General features: G+C 59.1%; 22 protein-coding genes and 7 pseudogenes. 13 read left to right on the top strand and 16 right to left on the bottom strand.

All coding sequences use genetic code 11. The annotated features are described in order from the left end of the window. Positions 1–96: 96 nt before the first annotated feature. The 5 genes from KL786_RS16040 to phnC are packed head-to-tail and all read right to left on the bottom strand — an operon-like array spanning position 97 to position 4,502. Complete coding sequence (locus KL786_RS16040; protein WP_010466239.1) at positions 97–966, bottom strand: LysR family transcriptional regulator; 870 nt, start codon at positions 964–966, stop codon at positions 97–99. Then, a complete protein-coding gene (ptxD, locus tag KL786_RS16035; protein ID WP_003118429.1) occupies positions 960–1,970 on the bottom strand; it encodes a phosphonate dehydrogenase PtxD in 1,011 nt (336 codons plus the stop codon). The genes KL786_RS16040 and ptxD overlap by 7 nt, the downstream gene beginning before the upstream one ends. A gap of 8 nt (positions 1,971–1,978) precedes the next feature. Continuing rightward, complete coding sequence (gene phnE, locus KL786_RS16030; protein WP_010466252.1) at positions 1,979–2,806, bottom strand: phosphonate ABC transporter, permease protein PhnE; 828 nt, start codon at positions 2,804–2,806, stop codon at positions 1,979–1,981. 8 nt (positions 2,807–2,814) lie between these two features. Then, complete coding sequence (gene phnD, locus KL786_RS16025; RefSeq protein WP_010466255.1) at positions 2,815–3,678, bottom strand: phosphate/phosphite/phosphonate ABC transporter substrate-binding protein; 864 nt, start codon at positions 3,676–3,678, stop codon at positions 2,815–2,817. Continuing rightward, on the bottom strand, positions 3,675–4,502 hold the full coding sequence (phnC, locus tag KL786_RS16020; RefSeq protein WP_003118432.1) for a phosphonate ABC transporter ATP-binding protein: 828 nt from the start codon (positions 4,500–4,502) through the stop codon (positions 3,675–3,677). Before phnC ends, phnD begins: the two co-directional genes overlap by 4 nt. Before the next feature lie 461 nt (positions 4,503–4,963). Here phnC and KL786_RS16015 point away from each other — a divergent pair. From KL786_RS16015 to KL786_RS15995, 5 genes and pseudogenes are all read left to right on the top strand, one after another. After that, positions 4,964–5,476: pseudogene (locus tag KL786_RS16015) on the top strand (IS5-like element ISPre1 family transposase); the annotation flags it as partial. Between the two features lie 519 nt (positions 5,477–5,995). Then, the gene (ltrA, locus tag KL786_RS16010; RefSeq protein WP_010466266.1) at positions 5,996–7,264 is read left to right on the top strand and encodes a group II intron reverse transcriptase/maturase; all 1,269 of its coding nucleotides are present in this window, start codon (positions 5,996–5,998) and stop codon (positions 7,262–7,264) included. Further along, complete coding sequence (locus KL786_RS16005) at positions 7,174–7,794, top strand: IS5 family transposase (RefSeq protein ID WP_498247407.1); 621 nt, start codon at positions 7,174–7,176, stop codon at positions 7,792–7,794. The genes ltrA and KL786_RS16005 overlap by 91 nt, the downstream gene beginning before the upstream one ends. A gap of 146 nt (positions 7,795–7,940) precedes the next feature. After that, a pseudogene (locus KL786_RS16000) lies at positions 7,941–8,444 on the top strand (OprD family outer membrane porin); the annotation flags it as partial. Between the two features lie 355 nt (positions 8,445–8,799). Beyond that, positions 8,800–9,037: pseudogene (locus tag KL786_RS15995) on the top strand (transposase); the annotation flags it as partial. Between the two features lie 46 nt (positions 9,038–9,083). Here the strand turns inward: KL786_RS15995 and KL786_RS29600 are convergent. The 3 pseudogenes from KL786_RS29600 to KL786_RS29595 form a co-directional block, all read right to left on the bottom strand. Continuing rightward, a pseudogene (locus KL786_RS29600) lies at positions 9,084–9,302 on the bottom strand (site-specific integrase); the annotation flags it as partial. Continuing rightward, a pseudogene (locus tag KL786_RS15990) lies at positions 9,296–9,511 on the bottom strand (chromate transporter); the annotation flags it as partial. The pseudogenes KL786_RS29600 and KL786_RS15990, both read right to left, overlap by 7 nt. A gap of 97 nt (positions 9,512–9,608) precedes the next feature. Further along, a pseudogene (locus KL786_RS29595) lies at positions 9,609–9,737 on the bottom strand (Na+/H+ antiporter NhaA); the annotation flags it as partial. 289 nt (positions 9,738–10,026) lie between these two features. On the opposite strand from KL786_RS29595, the gene KL786_RS15980 reads away from it, so the two are divergent. From KL786_RS15980 to KL786_RS15955, 6 genes and pseudogenes are all read left to right on the top strand, one after another. Beyond that, entirely contained in the window at positions 10,027–11,022 is a 996-nt protein-coding gene (locus KL786_RS15980; protein WP_032902064.1) for a zinc-dependent alcohol dehydrogenase family protein, read from the top strand. Positions 11,023–11,203: 181 nt separating this feature from the next. Next, entirely contained in the window at positions 11,204–11,506 is a 303-nt protein-coding gene (locus KL786_RS15975; RefSeq protein ID WP_032902063.1) for a putative quinol monooxygenase, read from the top strand. 166 nt (positions 11,507–11,672) lie between these two features. After that, complete coding sequence (locus tag KL786_RS15970) at positions 11,673–12,797, top strand: alkene reductase (protein WP_032902060.1); 1,125 nt, start codon at positions 11,673–11,675, stop codon at positions 12,795–12,797. Between the two features lie 106 nt (positions 12,798–12,903). Further along, positions 12,904–13,209: an ArsR/SmtB family transcription factor gene (locus KL786_RS15965; RefSeq protein ID WP_017735055.1), complete on the top strand. Its 306-nt coding sequence runs from the start codon at positions 12,904–12,906 to the stop codon at positions 13,207–13,209. A 64-nt stretch (positions 13,210–13,273) separates the two neighbouring features. After that, entirely contained in the window at positions 13,274–14,242 is a 969-nt protein-coding gene (locus KL786_RS15960; protein WP_044275553.1) for an LLM class oxidoreductase, read from the top strand. A 108-nt stretch (positions 14,243–14,350) separates the two neighbouring features. After that, a pseudogene (locus tag KL786_RS15955) lies at positions 14,351–14,515 on the top strand (PfkB family carbohydrate kinase); the annotation flags it as partial. Between the two features lie 347 nt (positions 14,516–14,862). Here the strand turns inward: KL786_RS15955 and KL786_RS15950 are convergent. The 7 genes from KL786_RS15950 to KL786_RS15920 are packed head-to-tail and all read right to left on the bottom strand — an operon-like array spanning position 14,863 to position 22,131. Beyond that, positions 14,863–15,300: a hypothetical protein gene (locus KL786_RS15950; protein ID WP_032902057.1), complete on the bottom strand. Its 438-nt coding sequence runs from the start codon at positions 15,298–15,300 to the stop codon at positions 14,863–14,865. A 10-nt stretch (positions 15,301–15,310) separates the two neighbouring features. Further along, positions 15,311–16,144, bottom strand: coding sequence for an enoyl-CoA hydratase/isomerase family protein (locus KL786_RS15945; RefSeq protein ID WP_215518242.1), 834 nt, complete (start codon positions 16,142–16,144; stop codon positions 15,311–15,313). A gap of 37 nt (positions 16,145–16,181) precedes the next feature. Continuing rightward, positions 16,182–16,916, bottom strand: coding sequence for a nitroreductase family protein (locus tag KL786_RS15940; protein WP_215518241.1), 735 nt, complete (start codon positions 16,914–16,916; stop codon positions 16,182–16,184). Continuing rightward, a complete protein-coding gene (locus KL786_RS15935; RefSeq protein ID WP_032902053.1) occupies positions 16,916–17,836 on the bottom strand; it encodes an alpha/beta hydrolase family protein in 921 nt (306 codons plus the stop codon). The genes KL786_RS15940 and KL786_RS15935 overlap by 1 nt, the downstream gene beginning before the upstream one ends. Further along, positions 17,833–19,524, bottom strand: coding sequence for an AMP-binding protein (locus KL786_RS15930; RefSeq protein ID WP_032902052.1), 1,692 nt, complete (start codon positions 19,522–19,524; stop codon positions 17,833–17,835). Before KL786_RS15930 ends, KL786_RS15935 begins: the two co-directional genes overlap by 4 nt. Positions 19,525–19,536: 12 nt before the next feature. Next, positions 19,537–21,312: an acyl-CoA dehydrogenase family protein gene (locus KL786_RS15925; protein ID WP_050587209.1), complete on the bottom strand. Its 1,776-nt coding sequence runs from the start codon at positions 21,310–21,312 to the stop codon at positions 19,537–19,539. A 21-nt stretch (positions 21,313–21,333) separates the two neighbouring features. Beyond that, a complete protein-coding gene (locus KL786_RS15920) occupies positions 21,334–22,131 on the bottom strand; it encodes a crotonase/enoyl-CoA hydratase family protein (RefSeq protein ID WP_032902051.1) in 798 nt (265 codons plus the stop codon). Between the two features lie 168 nt (positions 22,132–22,299). Between KL786_RS15920 and KL786_RS15915 the strand changes: the two genes are divergently transcribed. Continuing rightward, entirely contained in the window at positions 22,300–22,875 is a 576-nt protein-coding gene (locus KL786_RS15915) for a TetR/AcrR family transcriptional regulator (protein ID WP_032902049.1), read from the top strand. On the opposite strand, the gene KL786_RS15910 is transcribed toward KL786_RS15915, so the two are convergent. Next, positions 22,872–23,459 (bottom strand): TetR/AcrR family transcriptional regulator, encoded by a 588-nt coding sequence (locus KL786_RS15910; RefSeq protein WP_077748055.1) that lies wholly within the window; start codon positions 23,457–23,459, stop codon positions 22,872–22,874. The two genes, KL786_RS15915 and KL786_RS15910, sit on opposite strands and share 4 nt — an antisense overlap. A 129-nt stretch (positions 23,460–23,588) precedes the next feature. On the opposite strand from KL786_RS15910, the gene KL786_RS15905 reads away from it, so the two are divergent. Further along, complete coding sequence (locus KL786_RS15905; RefSeq protein WP_050587208.1) at positions 23,589–23,984, top strand: cupin domain-containing protein; 396 nt, start codon at positions 23,589–23,591, stop codon at positions 23,982–23,984. Position 23,985 lies beyond the last annotated feature (1 nt).

Here is a 23,985-nt window from a genome sequence, read left to right as displayed (position 1 = left end):
GTGGGTGGGGTCGCGGTATTTTGCCAAATCAGAAAGTCTTTTTCAGAGTTTCCCTAGGCTGACAAGCCAAGCGCTGGATCGCAACCATCCATCACCTTATCCAGCTAGATCTGCCTCCTCCAATAAGTGCCGCACAAATCCCGGCGGGTGCAGATTTCCGGGAGGTTTGCGCCAGATCAGTTGGAGACGCTTTTCAAGCCCCGGGATGGGAAGAGCTACCAGCGCGCCACTGCGAACTTCGTCTTGTACTGCGGAAGCCATCACCAACGACACGCCGAGTCCCGCCCTCACTGCTTGTTTGACTGCCTCGGTGCTGCCTAGCTGCATACCGCTGCGAGGCACGCCCAGTTCGCCAAAGTATTCGGTCAGAAGCCGTCCGGTACCGCTACCCGGTTCACCTCCCAGCATCGGCAGGTCCACCAGACGATCACGTTCTATGCACCCTGCTTCAGCCAGCGCATGGTCGGGGCTGACGATAAGCACCAGCGGCTCGACCCGCCAGAGGCGGTGTTCGAAGTCGGGGTGAGGTAGCCACCATTCCATGATCGCGGCGTCGAGCTGGCCCGCCAGTAGCTGGTCGGCCACATCCGGGTTGGCGGCGATGCGCAGATCCACCTCGCCCCTCTCATTTGCGGTCGTCAGATAGTTGCGCACGAATGGCTGGAGAAGGTAGGTGCCGATGTTGGAGCTGGCCCCGACGCGCTCACGATTGCCATGCAGGGCTTCTAGCGCCCGGGCGTGCATGTCGAGCAAGGCGGTCGCATGCGGCATGAAGGCCAGCGCCCGTGTGGTAGGCTGGCAGCCGCTACGACTGCGCTGCACCAGCGTTACGCCGACCTGCTCTTCAAGCTTCTGCAAGTGCTGCGACACCGTCGGCTGGGCCAGCCCCAACGCCCTCGCCGCGCTCTGAAAACTGCCTGTTTGAACGATCGCTACCAGGCTCTTCAGCCAGACCGGATTCAACATGCGGCAGGCTCGGCCTTGGGCAGACGGTTCGCAGCGTTGATTGGGCGCGCACCTGCCAATACCTGGATGATGTTCTGCGCTGCACAACGTTCAATCTCCAGGCGCACCGCGCGCACTGCCGACCCTATGTGCGGAGTGAACAGCGTATTCGGATGCGCGAGCAGCGCAGGATCGATCAGCCGCGGCCGGTCCGCGCGAGCCCAGTCTTCCATTTCGAATACATCCGCCGCATACCCGCCGAGCTGGCCTCGCTCAAGCGCCGCGAGCACGGCGGCTTCATCCACTACCGAACCACGACAGGGGTTTACAAGCAGAGCGCCCGGCCGTACGAGGGCAAGCAGCTCGGCGTTGACCAGATGCTGGGTATCGGCATTCAAGGGAAGCGCCAGCAGGATGAAGTCCGAGCTGGCGAAGAGTTCGCTGCACGCCACCTGGCGCAGGCCGAGCCGTTGCTCGGTTTGTGTATCCAGAGCCTTCGCCTCGTGGTACTGCAGGGTCGCGCCCCATCCCTGCAAGCGATCAGCCATGGCCAGTCCGATGGCGCCCATGCCAAGGATGCCGACCGTAGCGTTATCCAGCCCCGTGCCGTAGAACTGTGGTTGCCAGCCCTGGAACTCGCCAGAGCGGACGAACGCATCTGCTGCCCGCAGATGCCGCCCCAGCCCCACCGCCAGTCCGATCGCCAGCTCGGCAGTCGGGACCGTCAACAGATCAGGCACGAAGGTCAGCCAGACCCCGCGGGCAGTACAGGCGTCCACATCGAAATTGTCGAAGCCCTTGAGCGCGCAGCCGACTACACGCAGCTCAGGGCAGGCTTGAAGAAAGTCTGCATCGACCCGATCGGGCATGAACGCCATCATCGCCTGAGCATCGCGGCAGCGGCGCAGAATTTCCTCGCGCGTCAGCGTGCTGTCGGTCTGGTTGGTCATCAGCTCGCAATGTGGCGCCAGCAGTTGCAGGATCTCATCGTGTACTCGGTGAGTTATAACGAGTTTCGGCAGCATGGTTTGTCCTATTTGAAACGTTTGCGCAGCACGCCACTGAAGGCGTCTACTAGCGTGACCATGGCCAGGATGACCAGCAGGATTGCTGCAACCTCCTGGTACTGCATGATGCGCAGCGAGCCCATGAGTTCGAAGCCGATACCGCCGGCGCCAACCATGCCCATCACGGTGGAGGCGCGAAAGTTGTATTCCCAGCGGTAGATCGCCACGTCGGCGAACTGCGGCGTCACCTGTGGCAAAACCGCGTGCAGCAGCACTTGCATCGGCGTAGCCCCCGCCGCCCGAGCGGCTTCCACCGGCGCTTCGTCGACGTGCTCGATGGCCTCGGCGAAGAACTTGCCGACCATGCCGACCGAATGCAGACCCAGGGCAAGCACGCCCGGCAAGGCGCCGAACCCTACGGCTGCAACGAAGATGATGCCCATGATCAGCTCCGGCACCGACCGCAGGGCATTGAGCAGCACCCGGGCAACACCGAACACAAGGGGGTGCGGCGCCGTATTGCGCGCTGCAACGAAGGCCACCACCAGCGAGAACACCACTGCGATGGCCGTACCGGCGATGCTCATCGCCAAGGTGTCGATCAAGGGGCGAATCCAGCTTCGATAGCCCGAAAAGTCTGGCGGCATGGCCTCGCCTGCCAGGGTCGCGATGGAGGGCAGCCCGTTCAGCAGCGTGGTGGCATCGAGCAGCCCCACGTACCAGCAGGCCAACAGCACCACTCCGAATACAATCGCCACCTGCCCCAGCTGGCGCCACCAACCGAGGCCGAAGCCTCGAAGGATGTGCTCGCGTTGCTCTGCAGGCAGCGCCTGCACGTCGTAATGAGTAGACATATCGGTGCTCACATCGTGGCGAAGTCGAGGCCGAGCAGCGATCCCATGTTGCGGATCACATCGTAGTCGGCGTCGGTGATTGGCGCGAAGGCCTCGGCCTTGAAGTTGCGCAGCACTTCGGGATCGTCGATACCGACGAATACATCCCGCACCTTGGTTTTCAGCTCGGGGCTCAGGTTCGAGCGCATCGCCCAGGGGTACTGGGGGTATTCGCCGCTGTAACCAAGTACTTTCACCTTGCTCGGATCGATTAGGCCACGTTCGGCTACGTGATTGAAAATTACCTCCGACAGCCCACCCGCATCGGCGTTGCCGTTCGCCACGTTGACGGCAACGGCGTCATGCGTGCCCACAAAATGTTGTTCGTAGTCCTGCCCACCCGTCAAATCGGCCGTCTCAAGAAGCACGGTTTTGGGAATCAAATGGCTGGACGTCGATGCCCGGTCACCATAGGCCATCTTCTTGCCCTTAAGGTCGGCATACTCATTCACGCCTGACGCCACATTGGCGATAATCACCGAGCGATAGGTCGGCTTGCCGTCGATGACCATGGCAGCGAAGGGCTCGATGTCGCTTTTGCTTTTGGCCATGACGTAGGACAGCGGACCGAAATACGCCAGGTCGATACGGCCAAAGCGCATCGCCTCAATCATCGAGGAATAGTCGGTGGTTACGATCAGCTGCACCTTCTTGTCCAGATGCTCTTCCAGATAATCCTTCAGCGGCTGGTTACGCTTGATCAGCTCGGAGGCGTTTTCGTCCGGCAGCAGGGCAACCTTTAGCACATCCGGATCGGCATCGGCCGCTAGGGCGGACAAACTTGAAACAGCGGACAGCAAGCAAGTCAATAAGAGCGCGGATAAGCGTTTCATCGGGACATCTCCAGTGAAGGTTCGAGCATGACAGGTGGTTCAGCCGGAGCATTCGCTGGCTGAGTCGTAGAGCGGCCTGCATAGATGCGCTCAAGCTGCGCATCGGTGAGTTCCGAGGGCGCGGCATCGAAAACAATCTGAGAATCGGCCAGCCCGACGACGCGATCGGCGAAGCGGCGGGCATATTCGAGTTGATGCAGCGAAACGATGGCGGTGATGCCGTCTTCCTTGCAGATGTCGCGCAGCAATCCGAGAACACGGACCGAAGTGGCCGGGTCGAGACTGGCTACCGGCTCATCGGCCAGAATGATCGCCGGCTGTTGCGCTAGCGCACGCGCGATGCCTACCCGCTGCTGCTGGCCACCGGACAGTTTGTCCACCCGGCTTAGCGCCTTGTCTGCCAGACCGACCCGAGCGAGGCAACTGAGCGCAATCTCCTGATCGGCACGCGGCAGAGGAAACAGCGAGCGGAGCGTGTTGTGAAAGGCCAGCCGACCGGTAAGCACATTAGCCAGTGCGCTTTGACGTTCGATTAGCTGGTGGTGCTGAAAGATCATGGCGGTACGCCGACGATGCTGACGCAAGGCCGAGCCGCTGCCGAGTTCACCGAGTTCGCTGGTGACACTGCCGCCAGTGGGCGTGACGAGTCGATTGAGACTACGGAGCAAGGTCGACTTGCCTGCGCCCGAGAGACCAAGCAGCACGGTGAACTCACCACGCCGAAATGCAATCGAGGTATCGCGTAGGGCTGTCACGCCGCCTGGATAGACGACGCTCAACCGGTCGACCCGCAGCACGGCGTCCTGTATCGGATGGGGCGTCATTTGATCACCTTTCGCAATATTGCTGGCCGCACAATTGCGGTTCGCGATGCAAAGGGTAGAAATTCCTTGTTACCGCACTGCTTCTAAAGGATGACATTTCGATGAATACTTCGAATCTGCCGTAGCGGGGCGGCAAGCGAAGCCGTGGAAGAACGGGCGCAACGTAGCGTCTTTCTTCACGCGGGATACAGGAGGCTTTGATTGATACTGCTGCGGATTCGCTACAGTAACGTTGGGCCAGAACGTAATGCCATCCAAGCAAGAGAGCGCACACTAGCGGACTATAGGAGACATTCTATTCTTGCCCGTCGATTGACCTAGGCCGTTATGTGGCTGGTCGAAACCTTCAGGTGCCGCCCAACTAGACGTCTGTTGTCGCGCCCAGCTTAATGCTAGGGAAACTCTGAAGAAGACTTCCAGATTTTGGCAAAATACCCGGATTCCACCCACCGAGTTTCCCGATGAAGCAGATGACCTTCGCCGACGCCGAGTACGCCGGTAAGCGCAAACAAACCCGCAAAGAGTTGTTCCTGATCGAGATGGATCGGGTGGTGCCGTGGAAGGGTTTGATTGCCTTGATCGAGCCGCATTATCCCAAGGGTGAAGGCGGTCGTCCGGCCTATCCGCTGATGGCGATGCTGCGCGTGCACCTGATGCAAAACTGGTTCGGTTACAGCGATCCAGCGATGGAAGAGGCGCTGTACGAGACCACCATCCTGCGCCAGTTCGCGGGGCTGAGCTTGGAGCGTATCCCCGATGAAACCACCATCCTCAACTTCCGTCGTTTGCTGGAGAAGCACGAACTAGCCGCCGGCATCTTGGCTGTCATCAATGGCTATCTGGGCGACCGAGGGCTGTCGCTGCGCCAAGGCACGATCGTCGATGCCACGCTGATCAATGCGCCGAGTTCGACCAAGAACAAGGACGGTAAGCGCGACCCGGAAATGCATCAGACCAAGAAGGGTAACCAGTACTGTGTGTCACGAACACAGGTCAGATGACCTGTGCTGCTGTGCCGAAGATGGAAGTAGGCCTTCCGAAGTCGGCTTGCAGGAGCGGACTTCAAACCACCCGGTGCTGCGGCATCCAAAAGGTGTGGTGGTGAGCGACCGAGGAAAAGTCATCCCTGAGGATGGCAGGTGAGTATGGAGAAGATGAGCGAAAGCAAACCGTCCGATGACGCATCGTTATGCCCAAGGTGCTGCCGAAACTGAGGTGGAGTACTGGCTTCAGGACAAGTCGGGGCGTTACCTGCTTACGGACCCGATGGCAGCCGGTGTATAGGCGGCATGATCTTCATACAGGCTTTGGTACGGAACGTGAGAACCTTGTTCCAGATGCGAAGGAAAATGACAAATGGCCAACACCATGAGGAAGAATACCGATGCTGGAACGAGGGGCGGAGCCTCCCGTAGTAGCGATGAAGCCTCTGTAATGGAGGTGGAGCGAAGGGGCGGCGTTATCCGGCCGACGAGCGTTGCCAACCTCCGGGGATGAGTGGCGTGAGCTCGGCGAAACCTTATGACATAGCGAAACGCACGGTATGGGACGCCTACCAGCAGGTCAGGGCCAACCGCGGTGCTGCCGGCATCGACGATGAAACCATCGCCGATTTCGAGCGGGATCTGTCTAAGAATCTCTACAAGCTGTGGAATCGGATGTCGTCGGGGTCGTACTTCCCGCCTCCGGTCAAGCAAGTAGAAATTCCCAAGGCATCGGGAGGCACGCGCAAGCTGGGAGTGCCCACGGTTGGTGATCGTGTCGCGCAAACCGTGGTCAAGCTTCTCATCGAGCCGGAGCTGGACTCGATCTTCCACTCGGACTCCTATGGGTACCGGCCGGGACGATCAGCGAAGCAGGCGGTGGCGATCACGCGTGAGCGCTGCTGGCGATACGACTGGGTGGTGGAGTTTGATATCAAGGCAGCCTTCGATCAGATCAATCATGGGTTGCTGATGAAGGCGGTGCGCCTGCACATCAAGGAGGACTGGATACTTCTGTACATCGAGCGGTGGCTGGTTGCGCCGTTCGAAACGGATCACGGTATGCGCGTCCGACGCGAACGCGGCACCCCGCAAGGTGGAGTGATCAGTCCCCTCCTGATGAATCTGTTCATGCACTATGCCTTCGACACCTGGATGCAACGTACCAGCCCCAACTGCCCGTTTGCCCGCTACGCCGATGATGCGGTGGTGCACTGCCGCAGTCGAAAGCAAGCGGAGTACGTGATGCGCTCCATTGCTTCACGGCTGGCTGCCTGTGGCTTGACGATGCACCCCGAGAAATCGAAGGTCGTGTACTGCAAGGACAGTAACCGTCGCGCAGGTTATCCGCATGTGAGCTTTACCTTCCTCGGCTTCACCTTTAGGCCGAGGAAGGCGCTCAGCAAACAAGACCAGCTCTTCACGAGCTTCCTTCCGGGAGCGAGTGCGGATGCCTTAAAGCGGATGCGGCAAGCGGTACGCAGGTGGCGACTCAATCGCCAAACCCACGTGACGCTGGTCGACGTGGCTCGGCTCTACAATCCAGTGATACAGGGGTGGTCGCAATACTATGGCTCGTTCTATCGGACAGCCATGCTTGGCATCTTCCAGCACATTGACCGCGCGCTTGAACGCTGGGCCCGACGAAAATACAAGGCTCTTCATAGGCGCAAGCGGCGCATTAGCCAATGGCTGGACAAGATGCGGACTGTGGTACCCCGGCTGTTTCATCACTGGCGAGTGACCGGGCAGCAAGGTTGGATAACGGGAGCCGTATGACGCGAGAGTGTCACGTACGGTTCTGCGAGCGGCTGCGGGGGCAGTTCCCGCGGCCGACTCACCACTTCGGCATGAAGGCGCACATCGGTGTCGATGATGAGTCGGGCTTGGTGCACAGCGTGGTGGGCACGGCGGCCAACGTGGCCGATGTCACCCAGGTCGATAAGCTGCTGCACGGCGATGAGAACATGGTCGGTGCCGACGCGGGTTACACCGGCGTCGAGAAACGCCCTGAACATGAAGGCCGGGGGGTCATCTGGCAGATCGCCGCCCGCCGTAGTACTTACAAGAAGCTTGATAAGCGCAGTGCTTTGTACAAAGCCAAGCGCAAGATTGAGAAGGCCAAGGCTCAGGTACGAGCCAAGGTCGAGCATCCGTTCCGGGTGATCAAGCGCCAGTTCGGTTATGTGAAGGTGCGCTTCCGTGGTCTGGCGAAGAACACGGCGCAACTGATGACGCTGTTCGCGCTGTCGAACCTGTGGATGGCGCGCCGACATTTACTGGCGAATGCAGGAGAGGTGCGCCTGTAATGTGGAAAATGGCTGCCGCGAGGTGCTCGCGGCGGCTAAAAACACAGAAATAAGCGGGTGATCTGAGCGTTTTTGATCGATTTGCCGCTTTTAAAATCGGCAGGGGCTGAAGTCAGCCAGAAATACACAACTACTTCAGACCATCCCTAAGCGGTACGTTGGCACAGTATGATGCTGTTGAAGATGGTGATCACCTAATCGGGAAGGTCGATAACCGCGCTCTGTATGGCACACTCGGGGTGGCAAGGTCCGGGCATGCTGTGACCGTAGGGTACCAAAGAATGTACGGTGACACCGCGTTCCCCCGGGTGTTCGCCAATATTGCGCCCTTGGCCAATGAACTGCCCACTTATGACTTTTCATCACAAGACGAGGTGTCTTATCAGGTGCGTTACGACTATGACTTTGCGGCGGTGGGGGTACCGGGCCTGCTGTTTTCGACTAGATACGTCGTGGGGAACAACGTTGAGACAGGGCGCGGCTATGAAGGTAAAGACAGCGAACGCGATATCGATATGTCTTATGTTTTCCAGAGCGGGCCTGTCAAGGGATTCGGCATCAGGCTTCGCGACGCGGTAGCGCGGTCTAATTACAGAACTGATATTGACGAGTATCGCGTCGTCCTCAGTTATACCTGGAAGCTCCTATAGCGTTGCGTTCGCCCCAGCCCTGCGTGCCAACATCAGGCTTAACCCCAGGACCCGTGCGCGGTCACTGTGGGTCTTCTGCTCAGCCCCCCCCCCTCGCGGCTGCACCCCACTACTTAGTGGGGGGAAGGTTTTGCAGGAGCTTGACCTTGCTTGTTAGCACGGTCAGTACAGTCGATATCCACGCGCGATCCTGGGACACCCAAGGAAACTGTGAGCACTGTCTGGATGTGTTATCCCACAAAGTTTTGACTGGCTCTGGTACGAGTTCCGGGGGAAACACGACCCAAGAATGGCAGTCGTGGATTTCACGCTAGATGTCCGCTTCTCGCGGATTTCTATAGCTAGATAGGCCGTCCGTCCGTCGATTGATCTTGAACTGATGATCTGCATGCTGGACGTGGGCTATTGCTACGGCATTCGCTCAGAGCCGCGATTGTGCGAAGGCCCATTGAATATGGCGTATCGCTGGTTCTGCCGGTTGAGCCTTGAAGATGAAATACCCAATCATTCGACGTTTTAAAAATCCACACGGCCGTTTTCGCGACAGCGATCTCTTTCGCTGGTTGTTTAATGAAGTGCTGGGTCGCTGCATGGACGTAATCTACGAATCTATGAGAACTCAGCACTAATGATGCCGGCTTATGAAAGTGGTAGTGATCCAGTGGCGGCGTACGCTGGAAAAGACATCATTGATTCGGTCGGTTGATGATCGTAAGTGGAGGACAAAACTGCACTGGGTCGATCACCCAGCAGGTTCCAAGCGCGCTTCTTTTCTTCGGCGTAATCATGATACAGGTAGTGACGTCTCACCCGAGATCCGGCCAGTACATGGTTTTGGCACCGATCGATAACATCCAGATCTGACTGCTTGCAGGCCCTGGCAGGAATTGGCACAGTGCCAACAAGTCTGCATAACTGCGTTCGGACAACCAGCGCCGTCGTGTGACGAACTCGTCACGGAAATAGCCTAAGTGCACGATGGGGCCGCCGAAGGAGCTCAGTCCAAGGCGCAGAAAGATGAGAAAGACAGACCACGGGCTGTGGTGGTCAGTGTGGGTGTTTGTCATGCGTTTGCCTTCGTGCATGAAAGTAGCCGAAGGTTTGCCAGGTACCCGGCCGTCCGAGTGAGGCAAACCTGCTGGGCTGAATAGCTGGCGCTCTTGCGCCCAGGAGCAGTGCCAACGACACACCGAGCATGACCGTCAAAGAGCCTTCATTGGCCAGATTGACGCCATCAAGGCTTACGCCGGCATTGGCGAGCGCAAATAACGGCATGATTACATAGGCGACCCAGATGACCGGCGAAGAGCGAACCACGCCGTGGCGCACTTAGCGGATGGCAGCATTTTTTTCGACAGGGAGAGTTCATAGGCAGCGTAGATAGGGGGAGCAGGGACGGGCATAAAATTATTAAAATTACATATTTACAAATCTATATATGGCGAATAGCATTTGCATGTCCGTGAAGTAGCCACGCACCGGACACACAGACCGAAGCGACGTTGTAACGCGCGGGGCGGCTAACCTGCGCCAGCCAAGGGCTGGCTCGCTGCTCCCATCCCTCAATAGAAGGAGACCCAAAATGACCCGTGTTGTCCGTTTTCATCAGATCGGCGGCCCCGAAGTCTTGCAGATCGAAGAGCTCGAAGTTGGCGCTCCGGGCTCCGGCGAGCTGCGCATCCGCGTCGAGGCGATCGGCCTGAATCGCGCGGAAGCCATGTTCCGCTCGGGTGTGTACCTGGAGCCGACGCATCTGCCGGCCCGGCTCGGCTACGAAGCTTCCGGCATCGTCGAGGCGCTGGGCAGCGGCGTTCACGGCTTCGAGGTTGGCGAAGCGGTCAGCGTGATTCCGGCTTTTTCCATGAACAAGTTTGGCGTCTATGCCGAGCAGGCGATCGTGCCGGCCACGGGGGTTCTGAAGCGGCCGGCGGGCGTCGGCGCGGTGAAGGGGGCGGCGATCTGGATGCAGTATCTGACCGCCTATGGCGCACTGATCGAGATTGCCCAACTCAAGCGCGGTGATGCGGTGATCATCACGGCGGCTTCGAGCAGCGTCGGCTTGGCCGCGATCCAGATCGCCAACAGCGTCGGCGCCATTCCGATCGCGACGACCCGGACGCGCGCGAAGGAGGCGGCGCTACGCGAGGCGGGGGCGGCGCATGTGATCGCCACCGAGGAGCAGGACCTGGTCGCGGAGGTAATGCGGATCACCGACGGCCGCGGCGCGCGCATCGCCTTCGACCCGGTCGCGGGGCCGCAAGTCGAAACACTGGCGCAAGCGATGAGTCAGCAGGGCCTGCTTTTCATCTATGGCAATCTCAGCGGTCAGGAGACGCCGTTCCCGGCCTTGGTAGCGATGAACAAGGCCCTGAGCGTGCGCGGCTACACGCTGTTCGAACTGACCGGTGATCCGCAACGCTTGGCGCCTGCGCAAGCCTTTATCACGCGCGGCCTCGAGGCCGGACAGCTGAAGCCGATCATTGCCAAGACCTTCCCCTTCGAGCAGATCGTCGAAGCGCACCGTTACATGGAATCGAACCAGCAGTTCGGCAAGATCGTCGTCACGGTATCTCGGTAGAGGCAGTTCGTGAAAGACCAGGAGAGGGCAGAGTCGCCTTTCCCGCGACTGCGGAAATGACTCGACGCTGCCCCTTCATCCCCGCCACGCTGGAGCTGGGCGGCAAATCGGCGAATATCGCGTTGGGCTTACTGGAATACGTCACGCATGGTGATGTCGTCGTAACAACAGGAGGTACGTCATGGTCAAAGTAGCGTTGTTCGTTCGTCTGGAAGCAAAGCCTGGGAAAGAGAAAGAGGTAGAGAACTTTCTCTTGGATGGCCTTCCAATAGTGGAGGAAGAGCCAGCCACTACGGCGTGGTTCGGAATCCGCTTGGGGCCGTCCACCTTTGGCATCTTTGACGCCTTCCCGGATGAAGCAGGTCGGCAGGCTCATCTTTCGGGCAAGGTCGCAGCGGCGCTTATGGCAAAGGCTGCCGAGCTGTTTGCCAAACCGCCGTCAATCGAGAAGGTTGACGTCCTGGCGGCCAAGCTACCCGGCTAAGCAAACCCAACAAGACGCTCCAGTCGCGTCCCTGCCGCTTTGCGGCGGCAGGGACGCGACTGGGCTTGGACGTCCACCGGCCTGTTCTAAACGGAGCGCTCGAGAGGTGCCTGTCCAGGCACTAGCATCTATTTATCTACAAACGCAAATATATAGGTAGTTACACATGAAAGATTCCATTCTTTTCGAAAGCACCACGCTGGGCCCCTACAGCCTGAAAAACCGCATCGTCCTGCCGCCGCTGACCCGTTCGCGTAGCTCGCAGCCAGGCAACATTCCCAATGACCTGATGGCGACCTACTACCGCCAGCGTACCGGTGCCGGCTTCATGGTCACCGAGGGCACCCAGATCGAGCCGCGCGGCCAGGGCTACGCCTGGACCCCGGGCATCCACAGTGCCGAACAGATCCTCGGCTGGCGCAAAGTGACCGATGCGGTACACGCCGAGGGCGGCACCATCTTCGCTCAGCTCTGGCATGTCGGCCGGGTCTCGCACACCTCGTTGCAACCCAATGGCGAAGCCCCGGTGGCGCCATCGGCGATCCCGGCCGAGGGCGTCAGCGTATTCATCGAGACAGGTCCCGGCACCGGCGCCCTGGCGCCGCCTTCGATGCCACGTGCACTGACCACCGCCGAGGTCAAGGAGCTGGTACAGCTCTATGCACAGGCCGCTCGCAACGCCCTCGACGCCGGTTTCGACGGCGTGGAAATCCACTCCGCCAACGGTTATCTGATCAACCAGTTCATTTCCGCGCACAGCAATCAGCGCGACGACGAGTACGGCAGCTCGTTGCAAAATCGCCTGCGCTTCCTCCGTGAGGTGACCCAGGCGGTGGCCGCGGTGGTCGGTAAAGACCGGCTCGGCGTGCGTTTCGCCCCGTTGTTCGCCAGCACCGACGAGGCCCGCGTATATCTCGGCCTGGTCGAAGAAAACCCACACGAGACCTATGTCGAAGCGGTCAAGGTGCTGGAAGAAGTCGGCATCGCTTACCTGTCGCTGGCCGAGGCGGATTGGGAAAACGCACCGGAGCTGCCGGAAAGCTTCCGCAGCGCGGTGCGCGAGGTCTTCAGCGGGCGCATCCTCTATGCCGGCAAATACACCGCCGAGCGAGGCAAGCGTGTGCTCGAGGCGGGCTGGGGCGATCTGGTCGCCTTCGGCCGTCCGTTCATCGCCAACCCGGACCTGCCCAAGCGGATTGCCAATGGCTGGCCGCTGAACCCGGTCGATCCGGCCAGCATGTACGGCGGAACCGCTGTCGGCTACACCGACTATCCGACCTATGGCGGATAGTCCGCTCGAGGTGCCGGCCCCCGAGCGATACGGTTCGGGGGCCGGCGCATTGTCGGTTGAGCGGGCATATCGTAATATAGCAAAAAATAGTTATCGTGCGTGACCTATGAGTATCGACGTAAGCGAAGCGCTGAAGGCGCTAGACAACCCAACACGCCTGAACATCCTCAGTTGGCTGAAGGATCCGCGTCATCATTTCCCCGAGCAGGAGGTGGATCCTGAGCAGGTCGGTGTCTGCGTGAGCATCATCCAGGATCGGGTAGGCCTGTCGCAGTCGACCGTCTCGCTGTATCTCGCTGCCTTGCAGCGGGCGCAACTGGTGACCTCACAACGCATCGGTCCCTGGACTTATTACAAACGCCATGAGCAGAACATCGCGGCGTTCCAGGTGGCCTTGAAAGCGCTGATTTGATGCCTGCTCGCAGGCGTTTTTTCAGCCCTTCAAAATCTATATTTTGAAATATGTAGGAGAGAAGATGTTAACTCCGAATTCCATTCCCTATCAGCAACAACCTGGCTTTCAGCACACCTACCGCCAAGGCCGCCTGAGCCTAGGTCTTTTCTTCCCCCTCGAAGCCTTTACCGGCGATACGCCGAGTATGCTCGACCAAGTGAACCTGGCCCAACGCGCCGAGAAGCTGGGTTTCTCTGCCCTCTGGTTTCGCGACGTGCCGTTACGCGACCCCAGCTTCGGTGATTCGGGCCAGGTCTTCGATCCCTGGGTCTACCTGGGTTTTATGGCGGCACACACTCGCTCGATTGCGCTGGGCACCGCGTCGGTCATCCTGCCAATCCGCAATCCCCTACACACCGCCAAGGCCGCAACTAGTGTCGATCAGCTCAGCGGTGGCCGCCTGTTACTCGGCGTGGCTTCCGGTGACCGTCCAGTAGAGTTTCCGGCATTCGGTGTCGACCCGGAGCAACGCGACAGCCTGTTCCGCGAATACCTCAAGGTATTTCGCGAGGTTCAGCGCAGCAGTTTCGTGCCTTTGACCTGGTCCGGCGGCACGCTTGAGGGGGCCGATCTGATTCCCAAGCCGACGACGGCGGAAATTCCTTTCTTCGTCACCGGCCATAGCCGCCAGACGCTGGAGTGGATCGCCCGCTGCAGTCATGGCTGGATCAGCTATCCGCGTGCACCGAAGACTCAGCAGCTGATTGTCGAGGACTGGCGCAAGGCGGTTCGTGCCGAATGTGGTGAACTGTTCAAACCCTTCACCCAGTCGCTATACATCGACCTGACAGATAACCCGCAGACACCACCTCGGCCGATCCACCTGGGCTATCAACTGGGGCGACATCACCTGATCCCGCTGCTGCACAGCTTGCAGGAGATCGGCGTTAACCATGTGATCATCAATTTGAAATACGGCCAACGCCCCGCAGGTGAGGTCATTGAGGAACTCGGTCAGTTCGTTCTACCTGACTTCGTCATGTCAGCATAAGCCGGCGTGGTGAGGCATCAAATCATTATCCGTGGGGATTGCTCATGAGTTTCAAGGCAGTATTGCTTAACAAGGACCAGCAGGGGTTCTCTGCTCGTGTGACTGAGCTTGGTTGATACCACGGCCGCTGGCGATTCGTTCAACGCGGGTTATCTCGCCAGCAGGCTGGACGGCGGCACTCCACAACATGCAGCTGCCGAAGGCCATAGGCTGGCCGGGCGGGTGATTCAGTATCCGGGGGCATTGATTGCAAGGGAGGTGATGCCGGATTGACAACATGTAGCCGTTTGACTCCGGCCGGAATGGCTCAGGTAACGTCGCGGTGAAGCTGGTAGGCGATGCTACGCAACGGCACTGATAATCAACCGGATCGGGCAACTGCCTGACCCATTCATCCCGAAAGAAGCACCCTCATACCGCGATTGCGAAGCAACCCGAACAATAGTAAACCGGTCGAACCGGCGTCGGCAAAACCCTCGAATGACCAGGTGCGTAAAGTACGTAATAGCAATTGGGAACCGACGCGCGAATAGCCCATCATGGCTCTGCTGGTGCAGATGTCACTCGTCTATCAGAGGTCGGTGACCAACCCTCCGCAGCCCACGTGACCTATCAAAGGGTCAGCGAAGTACCATCAAATAGACACCGCAGGCGAGTGCCATTAGCCCAGCCGGGATGGCCAGCAAGGAGATCCGGTCGATCAGCTTGGACTGATAAATGACATCGGCGAGGTCGTCTGTCTCTGCGGATGCACGTCGCTTCAGTACGGGCACAAGGCACAGTGCATTGCCGAGAACAGCGATGCCTCCTGCCACAACTTTTAGGGCATAAATGCCGTCGAAGCGCGCAGGCTCGATGAGCAGCAATCCGGTCACCAGCACCACGCTGAAGGCGGGCATCTCGAAGAACAGATCGATCTGGCTGTGCAGCCTGGCGACTGTGAAGCCCTGACTCCGACTCTGTGCTCGGGTGCGTTCAAGCAGGTACTCGACCGCTACGACGCCCAGCCAGAAGGCCACGGCGAAAAGATGTAGTTGAAGCAAAAGGTTAAATCGCATGGTGTTCTCCTCAGTCCCTGATCAAACCTGGCGTCTTAGTTGGTGCATCGGAGCGTCTGTCGGGATGATCGCGCTCAAGAAAGCGACGCAGCCCCTCGCGGGTCTCGGGTTGATGGATGGAACGGTTGAAGCACTCCGCCTCGATGCGCAAGCCCTCAGCCAGGGGTTGACCATAGCCGCGGATCGCGGCCTCCTTGTCCGCGCACATGGCGGGTTGAGGGAGGGCACAGAGGAATTTGGCCAGCTCCATCGCACGCTCCAGTGAGCGCCCTTTGGGGACCACTTCATTGGCCAAGCCAATGGAGAGGGCTTCAGAGGCCGAGATGATCTTGCCTGTCAGGATCAGCTCCATTGCCCTGCCCAACCCCACGATGCGCGGCAGGCGTTGGCTGCCGCCATCGGCCAGGCCAATGTTCCAGCGGCGACAGGTCACACCGAAGGAGGCGTGCTCCTCGGCGATGCGCATGTCTGCGAAGCAGGCCCATTCCAGGCCGCCGGCGTAGGCAGCGCCATTCACAGCAGCGATCACGGGCTTGTAGATGTCCGTCCAACGGCTGGGTCCGAGAATACCCGGGCGCTCGCCGCGGTCGTGCGCAGCAATCTCGTCCGCGGTGGAAGGCACCAGGTCAAATCCTGCCTCAAGGTCTCCACCGGTACAGAAAGCTTTGTCGCCGGCACCAGTGATGATCGCAACCAGAGCACTCTGGTCATCCCGGAAACGTGTCCAGGCCTCCACCAGCTCCAAGTGGGTGGTTGGCCCAATGCAGTTGCGCTTGTCTGGGCGATTGAAACGGATGACCCTGATAGGGCCGTGTGTCTCGTAGTCGATTTGGGTAAAAGCCATAGCAGCTAGCCCTCTTGTTATTGTTCTGTGCGGATGATCAATGCCACGCCACGCGCTGATTGAGCGGGAAGCGCAACCGTGGGTTGTAGACCGCGCGTTCTCCCGGCATCCCGACCGCCAGCAGCATGACTGGGATTGCGCCTTTCGGAACGGGCAGCACCTGCTTCAGACGCTTCTCATCGAAGCCCTCCATGGGGCAGGTGCTGTAGCCGTGGCTCTGGAACGCCAGCATCAGGTTCTGCGCCGCCAGCGCTGTCGACTTCACGGCCCAGAGTCGCATCTGTTCCAGGCTATTGGGCGTGCGCATGACGGGGCGCCTGAAGCCCATCAGCCTGACCATCTGTCGTTTGAGCAAACCGCGCCAACCCAACCAGCCCTGGTTGTACTGGAATGGGGCGCTGTTCTTGTAGAAATGCTCAATCGCCTTGGGCACAGCGGGTTCTGGCCAAAGCCTGAGTACATCGGCACATGCCTGTTCCCAGGTGTTCGAATGTGCGAACACGGCAATGATCAGCGGTGCTTTCGCAGCGCTCTGGCCCAAACACACAGGCTGCAGTTGTTGCAGGAGATCGGGATTGCGTACGACATGAAAAGACCAAGGCTGCAGATTGCATGAGCTAGGTGCCAGCATTGCCAGCTCCAGGCAATCCTGGATAACCGCCTTGGGCACCGCTTCGGCCGTGAAACGTCGCACTGCGCGCCGACTTTCGACCAGTGAGCGGAATACCTTGGCGGATGCAGAAAACTCTGTGCGTGGCGCGGTGGTGCTCATCAGCGGCATCCCGTGCCAGCGCGACTTTGCGTCGTTGTACTGTTGCTCTGCGCCGCAAACCAGTTGAGCACCTCGTCCCAGGCATCCGTAGCTGAAGCCCGGAAATACCCCATGTGACCGATGGGGTGCTTTTTCGTCTCGGGATGGAGATCACGCGTCAGCAACGGAGCATTGCGATAACCCTTGAGGAAGGCGTCTCGCGAGGCAGGAGGCGCCCATGGGTCATCCACCGCATTGGCGAAGACGCAGGGCATGCGGACTTCTGCATAAAGGCTGGCGACCGGAGCCATTGAGGGATCGTCGAAGAAGTAATGGGGGTGGGCACACCAGCGCCGCCAGTCTTTGTAGACACCCAGCGGCAGGTCATCGCCCATCCCCAGCATGCTCCAGGCCATGTAGCCCTTGTACGCGACGATCAGCGGCAGAACACAAGACCACAGCAGGCGAACCTTGAAGGCTTCAAGCCTGGGCATCCACCCGGCCCATCCGGCGCCAGTACCGAAGCAATAGGCAGAAGTGATCTTGTGATGATTGGGCAGCAAGCCCAGAGCATGCCCACCAAAGGAGTGGCCGACCCAGAACAGCGGAGTCCTGCCATCGTCCATGTGCTCAACGGCTGCTGCCAGATCGCGAAAGCCCCAGTCCAGGTAGGACATCTCGAAACCTTTCAGGGATGTGGGCCTGGACTCTCCGATACCTCGGTAATCGACAGTCAGGACGTTGAAGCCTTGTTTACTGGCATGCTCGGCGAAGCGGCGGTAGAAACGCTGTTGCACACCGGTCGCACCGGCCATGATCAGGTTGCCCTTCAGATTGCCCTGTGCTGAATAGCGGGTGGCGGCGAGGCGGTAGCCGTCGTCGGCCACTAGCGTCAGTTGATCAATCACCGAGAAGGTGGCGGCTGAATTAGGCAGAGTCATTCAGAGCACTCCTGCTGTTCTGCGCCAACCAGTTCTTTTCGGAGAATCTTGCCCACATTGCTCTTGGGCAAGTCGTCTCGGAAGATGATGCGGCGGGGACGCTTGTAGCTGACTAGATACTTTTCGCAGTGTGCGATCACGTGGGCCTCATCCAGATAGGGTTGGCGACGAACGACGTAGGCGATGGGTATTTCTCCGGCCTTCTCGTCAGGAGCCGGCACGACCGCCGACTCCATCACCCCGGGGTGAGCATTCAGAACTCGCTCGATCTCCGAAGGGAAGACTTTGAATCCCGAGGAAATGATCATTTCCTTTTTGCGGTCGACCAGGCGCAGATAGCCGTCCGGGTCGAAGAGACCGATGTCCCCCGTGCGGAAGAAGCCATCGCTGGTGAATGCAGACGCGTTTTCTTCGGGCCGTCGCCAGTAACCGGCCATGATGGCGGGGCTGCGCACACATATCTCGCCGGCACCGACGGTGACCTCGTCGTCATTCTCGCTTCGTAGGGAAATTTCAATTCCCGCTACTGGCAAACCTACCGAGCCGGGGCGGGAGCGTCCGGCCGGGTTGCAGGAAATCAGTCCGGTTTCAGTCATACCGTAGGCTTCGGTGATATGGCAGCCAGTGATCCGGTGCCAGAACTTGGCCGTGGACTCGCTGACCGGCATGCCCGCACCGAGGCAGAGAGCGAGGTCCGTGAAGTCCTGCGAGTGAAATTCTTCGTTCTCCAGGAGCGAGTTGTAGAGGGTGTTGACGCCGGGGAAACTGCTTATGCGGTGCCGGGACCACTCTTTGACAAACGCCGTGGTATCGCGTGGATTCATCACCAATACCGCTTTACCGCCTTTGGTCAGGGTGAAGAGCAGATTGCCCAGGCCGAGAATGTGGTAGAGCGGCACCGCGAGCAGCAACACGTAATCCGGCTCGGCCCTGCCTAAAAGATGCGGACGCAGAGCCGAATGCTGTTGGCCAACGTTGAACAGCAAAGCCCGATGACTGATGGGCACTCCTTTGGGCTGCCCTGTAGTGCCACCGCTATAGATTATGAAGGCCGTCTGCTCGGCTGTAATGGGCGCGCGTTGACTTAGTTTGGTCGCACGAGTCGCTACGACCTTGCGCCAGTCGACGGCTCCTTCTATGCGGGTGAACTTACTACCCAAGCGTCGATGAGCTACCCAATTAACCAATGTCCGTCGCCAGCCTAGTTGATCACCTGGGGCGACTTGCACAGCAATACTTACACCGGCCTTGAGCATGGCCTGCTGGACACCCTGGCCCATGGGTTCGAAGAGAAATACAGCTTTGACTTCACTGTCCTTGAAAACCTGCGCCAGCTCCTGCGGCGTATACAAAGGGTTCACACAGACGGCGATCAAACCCGCCCGGATTATTCCCAGGCACGCCACCGGATGGGCGAGCATGTTCGGCAAAGCGACTGCAACCCGAGCTCCCGGTTGCAGCCCCTGGTTGATCAACCAGGTCGCTACCGCAGCACTCAGATTCTGTAATCGCTCGTAGCTTATGTTGGCACCCATTGCCGACACGGCCGGGGCTTTAGGCGTTTTCATAGCGCTACGCTGCAGCAGCTCTTCTATGGTGCAAACCCCAAGGTCAGCAAGCTCGCTGCCACTCTGCCGGGTACTGACTAACTTCAGTTTCTCATTATCTTTTTTATTTGAACGATTCATCTGTGGTCCGCCCTAGCAGAGTTGGATCTGTTCGAGCAGCCCAAGACGCGATGCATTGCGCTTCAGCTTTTCGATAAGTGAAGGAACACGTACTTCGGCTTCGGAAAAATACAGACGGGCCAGGGCAGGTTTGCTTCTGAGGAATTTTTCATCAGAAGTTGACGGCGCGGCGGCATCCGCGATCCATGCCCACAAATAGCCAAAAACAACGGTACCCAGCAGTTCAAGGAAGTCCGGCGCAACCAAACCCACAACGTCCCGGTTGAAAACCGTATCGACCGATAGTTGCTGAACCAATGGTTCGAACTCGGCCCCCCATGACGCCAAGGTCGTGACGACCCCTTCCAGTCCTGGACGCTGGCGCAGACGCTCGGCTAGCGCGGGGATGTGGCTGAGGAAGATCCCCAAGCGCTGTCCCTGATCGCTCAGGGTCTTGCGCCCCAGCAAGTCCAGAGACTGGATGTAGTTTGTGCCTTCATAGATCGGACAGATGGCCGCATCGCGCAGCAGCTGCTCCATGCCGGTTTCGACGATGTAACCGTGCCCACCGAACAGCTGGAGAGCGGACGAGATATGTGTACCCGCGTGCTGAGACAGGTAGCCCTTGACGATGGGGGTCAACAACTCTGCCAGCTGTGAGGCCTGCTTACGTCGCGCGTCATCCGGGTGGCAACGCGCTTCATCAAGCAGGGTGCCGACCCAGGCGCAGAGCAAGCGTGCTGGCTCAATAAACAGCCGCTGCTGAACAAGGCTCGACTTGACGCCAATATGACTTAACAGAGGGTCAGCGGGTTGATCGGGGTGCGTGGCACCATTCAGCGCGCGGCCTTGCAAGCGCTCCTGGGTGTAGCGCAGCGCGTTCTGGTAAGCGACCTCGGTCAAACCTACGGTTTGGACACCGACGGCGAGCCGTGCGCTGTTCATCAGCAGGAACATGCAGGCAAGGCCACGGTTCAATTCGCCGACGCGGTAGCCCCTGGCATTCTCGAATGCCAGGGCGCATGTGGCGTTGGCACGAATGCCATGCTTGTGCTCAAGCGCGATGACCGACACCCCGTTGGCTGAGGCAGGAACCTCCAATTGGTATTTCGGCACGACGAATAGGCTGAGGCCGCCAGTACCTGCCGGGGCCCCTTCCGTTCTGGCGAGCACCAGGTGAACGATGTTCTCGGTCAGGTCGTGATCGCCGTTCGAGATGAATATCTTGGTTCCACTCAGGAGGTAGGAGCCGTCCGACTGTGTGACTGCAGTCGTGCGAATCAAACCAAGATCGCTGCCAGCCTGAGGCTCGGTAAGGCACATGGTGCCAAGCCATTCGCCACTGGCTAGCTTGTCGGAAAACAGGGATCGAACCCGCTCATCGCCGAATCGGTCGACACAACGGAGAACACCTTCGCGCACGTTGGCGAAAATGCTGAAAGACAGGTTGGTGGAGGCGAGCATCTCGTCAAAAAAGACACCTGCCGTTCCTGGGAAACCTTGCCCCCCAATGGACAGTGGGACCGTCAGAGCAGGCCAGCCGTTCTCCTGAAACAGGCGGTAAGCTGACTTGAAGCCCTGTGGGGTTTTGACCCCACCCTGTTCAAGCCTGCAACCCTCGGCATCGCCGCTGCCGTTCAAGGGCAGCAGTTGCTCTTGGGTGAGCTCGGCACCGACCTCCAGAGTGGCCCTGAACAGGTCGGCGTCGATATGGTGGTGCTCTGGCAGCAGAGGCAACAGCTCTGAAAGTCGAAGAACCTTGTGAGCGAGGAAGTTGAACTCCTCCAGTGGTGCTTGGTACTGCAGCATCTCTTGCCCCTGCCTTATTGGTTAACGACCTTTGAACACCGGTTCGCGCTTCTGCATCATCGCCATGACGCCTTCACGCACGTCTTCGCTCTTGATCAGCGTGAACAGCAGTTCGTTGAGCTTGGAGAGCGCAGCATCGTCACCCTCGTCGCGCGCCTGGAAGGCAGACTGCAGGGTGGCCTTGATGGCCAGCGGTGCGGCTTTGGCGATGCGCTCGGCGTACTCGATGGCGCGCACCAGCTCTTGGCCGGACTCAACGACCTCTGTCAGCAGACGCATACGCAGAGCATCGTCAGCACCGAACTCTTCACCGGTCAGCATGTAGCGCATGGCATCGGTCCAGCCGGCAGCTTGGGTAAAGCGCACGGTGGAACCGCCAGATGGCGGAATGCCGCGCAGTACTTCCAGGTGAGCGAAGCGGGTGTTGCTGGCGGCGATTGCGATGTCGGCGTTGAGCACCAGCTCGATGCCCGCGGTCCAGCAGGTGCCTTGCACGGCGAGGACCACTGGTTTGGTGCGGCGCGGCTTCGAGACACCCCACGGGTCGATACCCTCGTCCGGGTACTTGAAGCCGCCCGAAGCCAGCTTCGGCGTCAGCTCCATTAGATCAAGGCCTGCCGTGAAATGGTCGCCGTGGGCGAACACGACGGCGCAGCGCATTTCATCGTTGCGCTCGAATTCACCCATGGCCAGGGCCAAGTCATTGAGCATGGCGCTGTCGAAAGCATTGCGTTTGCCGGCCCGGTCGAGGCCGATAAGGAACAGATGACCACGCTGCTCTCGAGTGACGCGACCCGGACCGCTGTTTGCTTCGCTCATGAGAGCTTCTCCTGACTTTATGAGGGGCTGCCTGGTTTTTTCCAAGCTGAAGATACTTACCGAATGTTCGGTTAGCTGAAACTAAACAAACATTCGGTAACCGTCAAATTGTTGCAGCAAGGCTTATGACGTAGAATCAGCGAGGATTATCGAGAGCAGGTTTACCCCGTGCGCCCATTGAAAGTATCCCGCGATGAACTGCTGCAGCGCTGCGCCAACACTTTTAAGCGTCTCGGCTACCACGGCACCACCATGGATGCCTTGTCGGTTGCTTGCGGGCTGACCAAGGCGTCCTTCTACCATCACTATCCCAACAAGGAGTCGCTTCTGAGGGATGTGCTGGAGTGGACCCATGGGCGCTTGAAGCAATCGCTGTTCTCCATCGCTTTCGATGAAAGCCTGACTCCTCAGGAGCGACTCACAAGCATGGGGCGCAAGGCAAAGAAACTCTTCCAGGACGACTCGATTGGATGCTTGATGGGTGTTGTGGCAGTCGATGCCGCTTATGGGAAGGTCGATCTCATGAAGCCGATTCGGCACTTCATGGATGACTGGGCCGCCGCATTCTTCAAGCTCTACAGCGTCGGGCACAGCCAGGAGGACGCGCAGAATCTGGCGCGACAGCTGGTGGCTGATTTCGAAGGGGCTATTCTGCTGGCTCGTATCTATGGCGATCCGAGATACATAGATGCGGTCACTGAGCGTGGACTGCGGCAGCTGGAGCCCGCGGGTGCTGGTGGCTAGGCCAGTTCCCGTGCAAAACTCCGTTTCACTTCCTGCCAGATAAGGTCGAGCGGTGCCGCGCTGCGCGCGGCTCGGCACAGGGCAACAGAGCCCTCGATAGAGGCAATGGCCAGCAGCGCCAGGCTGCGTGAGCGAACGTCGGTCACTCCGGCCTCCTGCAGCGACCGGCCGACAATCTCCTGCCACTCACCAAAGATAGCGTTGGCTTGATCCAGTAACTGCAGCTGGATCTGAGCTTCGAGCTCCGGTTCAGGCTCGCCGCGCTGGTCGGAAGAGTACTGCTCAACCGCCACGGCCAGCACTGCACAGCCGGCTTGGAAGGCTGTCTCTTCAAGCGTTTTTCGCCACAAGGCAACGAAGAGCTCCATGCCTTTCACAGGGCCATGTTTGCTCAGCAGCTGTGCCAGCGGCTCGCTGACTTCCCGGCCGGCGTGCTCCACGGCTGCTTCGAGCAGTTGGCGCTTACCGCCAGGGAAGTGGTGGGTGATGGAGCCGCGTGGCGTGTTCGAGTGGCGCACGACCTCGCGCATGCTGGTTGCAGTCATCCCCTTGCGGCGCAGTAGATCCGCAGCGCCGACGATCATTCGGTCACGAGTGGAAGTAGTCATCTTAATAAATTATGCCATCTGTCATATTATGGTGTAGCCTCAGGCTCGACTATGCCACTTGTCATAGTCGTACATCCACCTATTCCGCTACGAGGCACCGAAAAGATGACTGCTCGTCCTAAGCTCCCCAATCCGATCGATTCTGTAGTTCTGGCATCGTTGGACACTCCCGATGGATGGCTTGAGTACCCGCTGGGCAATGATGTGATCGAGGGCAATCCGGACACTCGGATGAAGCTCTTGCGAACCGTTGGCGTGAAAACCCCGCACAAGTCCGTGGCGTTCTTCACCTCTCGTCCTGCGAAGTTTCATTGGCGCTTCGAAAACGATGAGGCTTTTGTGCTGATCGAAGGTCGTATCGCAATCACTATGGACACTGGTGAGAGGTTCGAAATGGTTGCGGGGGATGCCGTATCGATTCCGGCTGGGCACACGGGGGTCTGCGAGGTCTTCGAGTTCAGCCGGAAATTCACCGTGGTTACCAGTGGAATCGCTGATTAAC

Origin of the sequence: Pseudomonas sp. TAE6080, from assembly GCF_018732265.1 — a bacterium.
Classification (GTDB): domain Bacteria; phylum Pseudomonadota; class Gammaproteobacteria; order Pseudomonadales; family Pseudomonadaceae; genus Aquipseudomonas; species Aquipseudomonas brenneri.
The sequence above is the reverse complement of the archived record's forward strand: the minus strand, read 5'-3'. Positions and strand labels throughout refer to the sequence as shown.